Origin of the sequence: Roseovarius pacificus (assembly GCF_900142665.1) — a bacterium.
Taxonomy (GTDB): Bacteria; Pseudomonadota; Alphaproteobacteria; order Rhodobacterales; family Rhodobacteraceae; genus Roseovarius; species Roseovarius pacificus.
In genome coordinates this window covers 1-6186 of the sequence record NZ_FRBR01000037.1, presented here as the reverse complement: position 1 = coordinate 6186, position 6186 = coordinate 1, and the positions used below count along the sequence as shown (strand labels likewise).

7 protein-coding genes are annotated in these 6186 nt (G+C 59.2%); 2 read left to right on the top strand and 5 right to left on the bottom strand.

Annotated elements, in window-relative coordinates; translation table 11 throughout:
• Positions 1-366: 366 nt before the first annotated feature.
• Positions 367-1983, top strand: coding sequence for an ISL3 family transposase (locus BUB53_RS21990; RefSeq protein ID WP_073038202.1), 1617 nt, complete (start codon positions 367-369; stop codon positions 1981-1983).
• Here the strand turns inward: BUB53_RS21990 and BUB53_RS21985 are convergent.
• On the bottom strand, positions 1907-2395 hold the full coding sequence (locus tag BUB53_RS21985) for a tyrosine-type recombinase/integrase (RefSeq protein ID WP_268238485.1): 489 nt from the start codon (positions 2393-2395) through the stop codon (positions 1907-1909). The two genes, BUB53_RS21990 and BUB53_RS21985, sit on opposite strands and share 77 nt — an antisense overlap.
• Before the next feature lie 109 nt (positions 2396-2504).
• Complete coding sequence (locus BUB53_RS21980) at positions 2505-3845, bottom strand: dicarboxylate/amino acid:cation symporter (RefSeq protein WP_084729450.1); 1341 nt, start codon at positions 3843-3845, stop codon at positions 2505-2507.
• 143 nt (positions 3846-3988) lie between these two features.
• Here BUB53_RS21980 and BUB53_RS21975 point away from each other — a divergent pair, with 143 nt between their 5' ends.
• Positions 3989-4291 (top strand): hypothetical protein, encoded by a 303-nt coding sequence (locus BUB53_RS21975; protein WP_229709631.1) that lies wholly within the window; start codon positions 3989-3991, stop codon positions 4289-4291.
• Between the two features lie 63 nt (positions 4292-4354).
• Here BUB53_RS21975 and BUB53_RS21970 read toward each other — a convergent pair whose 3' ends face one another.
• The 3 genes from BUB53_RS21970 to BUB53_RS21960 all read right to left on the bottom strand — a co-directional run bounded on the left by BUB53_RS21970 (position 4355) and on the right by BUB53_RS21960 (position 6078).
• The gene (locus tag BUB53_RS21970) at positions 4355-4831 is read right to left on the bottom strand and encodes a hypothetical protein (protein ID WP_229709630.1); all 477 of its coding nucleotides are present in this window, start codon (positions 4829-4831) and stop codon (positions 4355-4357) included.
• Complete coding sequence (locus BUB53_RS21965) at positions 4828-5421, bottom strand: recombinase family protein (protein WP_073038196.1); 594 nt, start codon at positions 5419-5421, stop codon at positions 4828-4830. Before BUB53_RS21965 ends, BUB53_RS21970 begins: the two co-directional genes overlap by 4 nt.
• 120 nt (positions 5422-5541) lie before the next feature.
• Entirely contained in the window at positions 5542-6078 is a 537-nt protein-coding gene (locus BUB53_RS21960; RefSeq protein WP_268238486.1) for a plasmid pRiA4b ORF-3 family protein, read from the bottom strand.
• Positions 6079-6186: the final 108 nt, after the last annotated feature.

Below are 6186 nucleotides of genomic sequence, written 5' to 3'. Positions count from 1 at the left end.
GTGAAATGACGCCCTTTGAAATCGTTCATGACAACCGCTCTCCTGCCTGACCACGCTCGAAAGTGACCTCATCAAGAAAACTTTGCAACAGAGCCCGCCGGGGTTCTGTATCCGTTTGTCGGCCTGTTGCTGTCGCCGATGATCGCCGCCGCCGCTATGAGTCTGTCGTCGGTATCTGTCATCACCAACGCGCTGCGCCTCAGGCGGATCGACCTTTGAGACCGACAGCCCTATATCAGTTTCCATTTGGTAAAGGAGAACGGCATGAACCACGAAAGACCTACTGTCGCGTTGCCCTTTAATCGGTTCTGCCTCACTTTGTGTGGCGCAACTATCCTGAAACTGGAAAATTCAGGAGGTATAGTTGTGAGTTCGAAGAAGCACTGGTCGCCCGGGAGCGATGTTGCCGTTCAAAGCGTTGAGCGAAGTGAAAGAGGCGGGTGGATTGTATCTGGCGTCTTGGCTCCCAACGGCATTTGCCCAGACTGTGGATTGCATTCACGCCGACGTCACGGCTGGCGGCGTCGGCGGCTGCAGGATTATCCCGCGCATGGAGACGAGGTAACGGTTGATCTCGCAATTTGCCGTTGGCGATGTCAGGCACCCGCTTGCCCACGCCGGACATTCTCAGACCAAATCGCCTCGATTGCGCGTCCATTTGCACGTCGTACTTCGCGTGTCGGGGAGATTGTCACCCATCTTGGGCATGCGACCGGCGGACGGCCAGCCGAGCGGTTGTTGCATCGTTTGGGCCTTGGAGTCAGCGATGACACGGTGCTTAGGCAGCTGAAGAACCGTGCCCAAGACAGTGGCGAGTCGCCGACAGTCATCGGGATCGACGACTGGAGTTGGCGGAAATCGCAAACCTACGGCACGATCATTGTGGATCTGGAGCGTCGCGTGGTGATCGACATTCTTGAGGATCGAGATGTCGTCAGCTGCACCAACTGGCTGAAGCGACACCCCGAGGTGGAAGTGATCAGCAGAGATCGCTGCGGTCTCTACGCCCAGGCAGCACGGCAAGGGGCACCGCAGGCGAAGCAGGTCGCTGACCGGTTCCATATCGTACAAAACCTGCGGCAGGCCATCGAGGAGCAAATGAACCTTCACGGCCGTGCGACCGGCAGGGCGCTGCTGTCCGACGCCGACAACATCACCGCAGCCGGCAGCCTTCTGAAGTCACGCCTGGCGCATAGGACGTCTCGGGAAGAGATTTTCGCCACCATTCATGCGCTCCGAAATCAGGGGCTTTCATGCAGCGAGATCGGGCGGCGAACAGGGTTCCCGCGTCGCAGCATCGCGAAATGGCTGCAGTTCGAGACACCACCGGACCGCAGGCGGGCCGCTTTGAAGCCGACATCGCCGTGGTACTTTGAAGAGTTCCTGAGCCAAAGCTGGAAGGAGGGCATTCGAACTGGCAGCGCCCTGTTCCGTCTGATCCGAGAGCGCGGTTACGAGGGGAGTCAGTCGCATTTGCAGCGTCTGTTGGCGGGCTGGCGAAAAGCAGAACAGCAAGGGAGCGACTCCAAGGTAGAGCACGAAATCCTTAAGCCAGTCCGGGACCCGGAAACGGGGCACGCGATTTCCCCGGTCATCGCAGCCGCGCTGTGCATCAAACCCCGCGGAAAGCTCACCCCGGATCAAGCGCGGAAAGTCGACGCGCTCAAGGCCGGTTCTCCCGCCTTCGCAACGATGCGAAGTCTCGCCATGCGGTTCAACGGTATCCTGCGCAGCCGCCAAGCAGACCCGCTCCCAGCATGGATCGACAACGCGATCGAAACCGATCTGGCGCCCATCGTGCGCTTTGCCCGCACATTGAACCGGGACTTCGATGCAGTCAAAAACGCCATCGAGATGCCATGGAGCAACGGCCAAGCAGAAGGTCAGATCAATCGCCTGAAGACGCTCAAACGCGCCATGTACGGTCGAGCCGGTCCAGAATTGTTGCGGGCGAGAATGCTACCGTTCCGCCACACAGATTGAGGCAGAGCCGATTAAAGGGCAACGCGACACCAAGCCATGCGCGGATGGTGTTGATGTCCACCCTGGCAAGGACAAGATGGCAGACGGTCGTATGTCGGATCACATCTGGCGTGATCGTGCGGCCGGCGAGCGCAGGAACATGCGCAGCGCAGCGCTCGATCAGGCGATAGACGCCGAACCGCGTGAACCCTGCCCCAAGCCTGCTGACAAAGACAGGTGTATCCCCTTCGCGATCCCGGATTTCGTGCGCAAGAGCCCGCTCGGTTTCTGGCCATAACGGGCACTGGCGGATCTTGCCGCCCTTTCCATGAAGGGTCGCAAGATCATGGCCACCCCTTCGGGCGGCAAGCGACAGATCCTGCACCTTCAGCTCTGCTGCCTCGGACAGGCGCCCGACAGTCTTTCCCTCCAAAACGAGGGCATGAAGACGTCACGCAATTTCTTGTCGATGATCAAACTGGCGTCGGTCAGGCTGTGGATCGAATTTTATGAGCCCGCTGCCTAAAACTGTATTGCTAGCCTTATGCGGTTTCGACGGGATTTCTCCCGACGGCGCGCAGCAGCACCGCAGCTACCAAATCACCGGTGACATTGACTGCTGTACGGCACATGTCGAGCAGTCGGTCGACGCCGAGAATGATCACCATACCCTCGACCGGGATGCCCATGTTCGTCGCTACGTTGACCAGGATCGCGATGCTGACGCCCGGCGTGCCGGGCGCGCCGATGCTGGACGCCACCAGCGTCCCGACGACGACGGAAATCTGGACGGCGGTCAGGTCCACCCCGGCAAGCTGTGCGAGGAACAGGATGGCGACGGCCTGATAGAGCGCGGTGCCGGCCATGTTCATCGTCGCCCCGAGCGGCACGACCAGGTTGGCGATGTTTTCCGGCACGCCAAGCTTGCGCGCCGTCTGGATTGTCACCGGCATCACCGCTGAGGAACTGGAGGTCGAGAAGGCCAACAACAGGTTGCTGCCCGCCGCCTTCACTAAGCGCACCGGCGTGACCTGCGCAAAGAGCAGCGCGATCAGGAAATAGAGGCTCAGCAGGGCGGCCAGCCCCAGCAGAACGCTGCCGACATATCCAGAAATGCCGAGCATCGTCTCGAACCCCATGCGCATCACCAGCTGTGCCATCAGCCCGAAGACCGCGAAAGGCGCCAGAAACATCGCCCATTTGACGATGTTCATCGAGATCGATAGCACCGCATCCATCAAGGCCAGGAACGGCGCGGCGCGCTTGTCCTGAACCTGGGTTACCGAAATGCCGACCAGCAGCGCAAGCACGACGACGGCCAGCATGTCCCCCTGCACGATCGACGCGGTGGGGTTGGTCGGCAGGATATTGACGATCATGTCCGGCAGGGCGGCTGGCGCCTCCTGATCCGGCACGTCCGGTATCGCGCCGTTCAGATCCACTAGGGCCGGATCGGCAGGCCCCGCCGAAAAACCGGCAAGCCCCTCGCCGGGCTTGAGCCACTGAGCCAGCATCACGCCGATGGTCGCCGCGACAGTCGTCGTCGAAAGGATGAAGGCCGCCAGCCGCAACCCGACCGAGCGCAACTCCTCGCCCGATCCGGCACCCGAGAGTCCCCCCACGATAGACGAGAAGATCAGCGGGATCAGCACCATGGCGATCAACGCCAGAAATATCTTGCCGGGCAGCGCCAGCCAGATCCCGATCACTTCCGCGGTGTCCGGCTGTACCAGTCCCGTTGCCTCGCTCAGGAGCAGACCGAGCCCAAACCCCAGGATCATCCCGGCCATCACCTGTGCCCAAAGCCTGGAGGTGATCCAGCCCCGCAACTTGAAGCGCTGCTTGGCGATCTGCATCGGGGGGTCTTGTGTGCGCTGCGTCATGGCACGCGCATAGCACGGCCTGATGTGAAGGTTAACTCTCTGGCGGATAATGACGAAAACACACGAAACTCCGCCCGTGTTTCAAGCCATCCAGGTTTGGGCTAAAGGAGAGACCATGCAAAGCGCGCTCCACCTTCTGGTCATTGTCGCGGCCGCGGGTTTTCTCAGCCGCCATCGTCGGGCGCTGTGACGCTATCGTCACTCAGAACCTGAAGGACTTCCCGCCCGAGAGACTCGCGCCGTTCGGCATCGAGACTCAGCACCCCGATGACTTCTTCCGGGATCAGCTTTCTCTCACGCCTGGCCTGGTTTGTTCAGCGCTGCGCAAAGTTCGCGCGCGCCTCAAAAACCCGCGCAAGAGCGTTGACGAGTATTTGTCGATCCTGACACAGCAAGGGCTGGTCGCAACTGTTGCTGACCTAGAGCAGTTTGCCGATCTGCTCTGATTGGCCTAGCTGGCCCGAAGCTGCATATTTGGGCTTTTGAGAGAACAAAGAAAGTACTCTCTATCAGTCTGACCGCTGCAGATACAAAGTGACGTTCTCGGCTGGCATCTTGAAGCCTCGACCGTCGGAGACCCGTTCAGTGCTGATAGGGTATTTGGGTCTGTTGGGGTTGATCCCAACGATCCGGTGAAGGTCTCCACCGGTTTTAAACGTTCGGCGATAATCAGATGGCTCCAGCCCGAAATGCGGTGCGAGCACTTCGAACATGGCTTTGTCCGGCGAGTAGATCGCGCCGTCTTCCATCGGAATGCCGACGCGGAAGCCGATGTTGAAGCTATGACGCAGATCGATATCGCTCAACTCGCCGCCTTCGACCGTCAACCCATGTGTTTCAGCCACGGCGAGGCAGGCCTTCATCATGTCTCGGCGTAGGCGATCGCACAGCTCTGGTGTCAGATTGCGCGGCGGGGAAACTTTGGAACTTGTCTGGACCGACGTTTTTTTCGCGGGGGCCTTTGGCTTGCGGGTGTTCTTTTTCATGACGCAGCCGTCCCGTTGCCATTGTGGTTCAAGGTCATTTGGGCCTTTGCTTTATAGACGGTTCCGCGCGATATCCGCATCTCTCGCGCGATTTCGGTGGGCGAGCAGCCGTCGATCAGCTTCGCCTGAATGGCCTCGAGATCGATTTTGGGTTTGCGCCCGCGATAGACACCGCGCTGCTTTGCTGAGGCAATGCCTTCGGCCTGGCGCTCCCGGCGCAGGTTGGTTTCGAACTCAGCGAAAACGCCAAGCATATCGAAAAAGGCTTTTCCGGTTGCCGTGGATGTATCCACAGGCTGCTCGGTGGCCGCCAGGTGCGCGCCCTTGGATTTCAGGTGAGTGACGATAGCCTGCAGATCACTGAGACTGCGGGCCAGCCGGTCAATGCGCGTGACGACCAGCGTTTCTCCTGGGTGGATGAAGTCGAGGATCGTCTTGAGTTCGGGTCGTCCCTCCAGGCTGGTCCCGCTCTTTTGCTCGGTGCGGACCATGCCGCACCCGGCCTCTTTCAAGACAGCAATCTGCGCATCGAGGTTCTGTTCGACGGTCGAAGTGCGCGCATATCCGATTTTGGCCTGATAAGTGTTCATTATGGGTGTGCCTCTGACGTGATCTGTTCATTATCTAAAAAAGACCCAAAGTGAATAGGAAAACGGCTGCTTTCGCTGTTCATGCGCGTTGTCACTATGAGTATACCCATTATGACGCCTCTAGCCCTCCATAACCCAACGTGATGTCCGCCGTGTCTTTTGTCTCTGCAGTTTCGCGAACTGCTCACTGACAGCATCGGCGTGGATTTCATCATGAGCCCAGTCAACGTATCCTGCTTTCTTCGCCCAGTCATGTTCCGGGTGGTTTGTATTCTTCTGCGCCTCCTTGAAGACTTCGTACATGGGCGGGCCTCCAATGTCCTCGGGCGGGGTTGCCCATTGGCCGCCGACAAAACGCGGCAATGGCTCATTTGGCACAACCGTGCGTGTTGAGACGAGCTCAATGCGATGCGCCCAATCATCGCCAAAGTCATAGGTGTAGATCACCGGTGGCACCTTGGCGTTCAGGAAAAAGTCCAGCTTTTTCGTAGTGACCTCCATCACGGGTGGCCCGAACATCGGCTCGATCCAGAAGGCCTCGCTTTTCATCTGATATGTCCGGTCACCAATCTCGAAGTCCCACAGGTGCATGTCGTACCATAGGAAAGCCGCCTGAATGGCATCGTGCAGGTGTGGCAGGGTCTTGTCCGAGCGGATCTCGATTTCCCGCGGCTCTGTTGCAAAGTTTTGTTCAGGCCGCGTGGGCCCCTCTTTTGGGCGCAGTTATGCTGCGGCGAGGCTTTCCTCAATGATTGCGACAGCCTC

Excerpts from the sequence above, each read along its gene's own strand:
- BUB53_RS21965 (WP_073038196.1), bottom strand. The coding sequence starts at position 5,421 with ATGAACACTTATCAGGCCAAAATCGGATATGCGCGCACTTCGACCGTC.
- BUB53_RS21980 (WP_084729450.1), bottom strand. The coding sequence starts at position 3,845 with ATGACGCAGCGCACACAAGACCCCCCGATGCAGATCGCCAAGCAGCGC.
- BUB53_RS21970 (WP_229709630.1), bottom strand. The coding sequence starts at position 4,831 with ATGAAAAAGAACACCCGCAAGCCAAAGGCCCCCGCGAAAAAAACGTCG.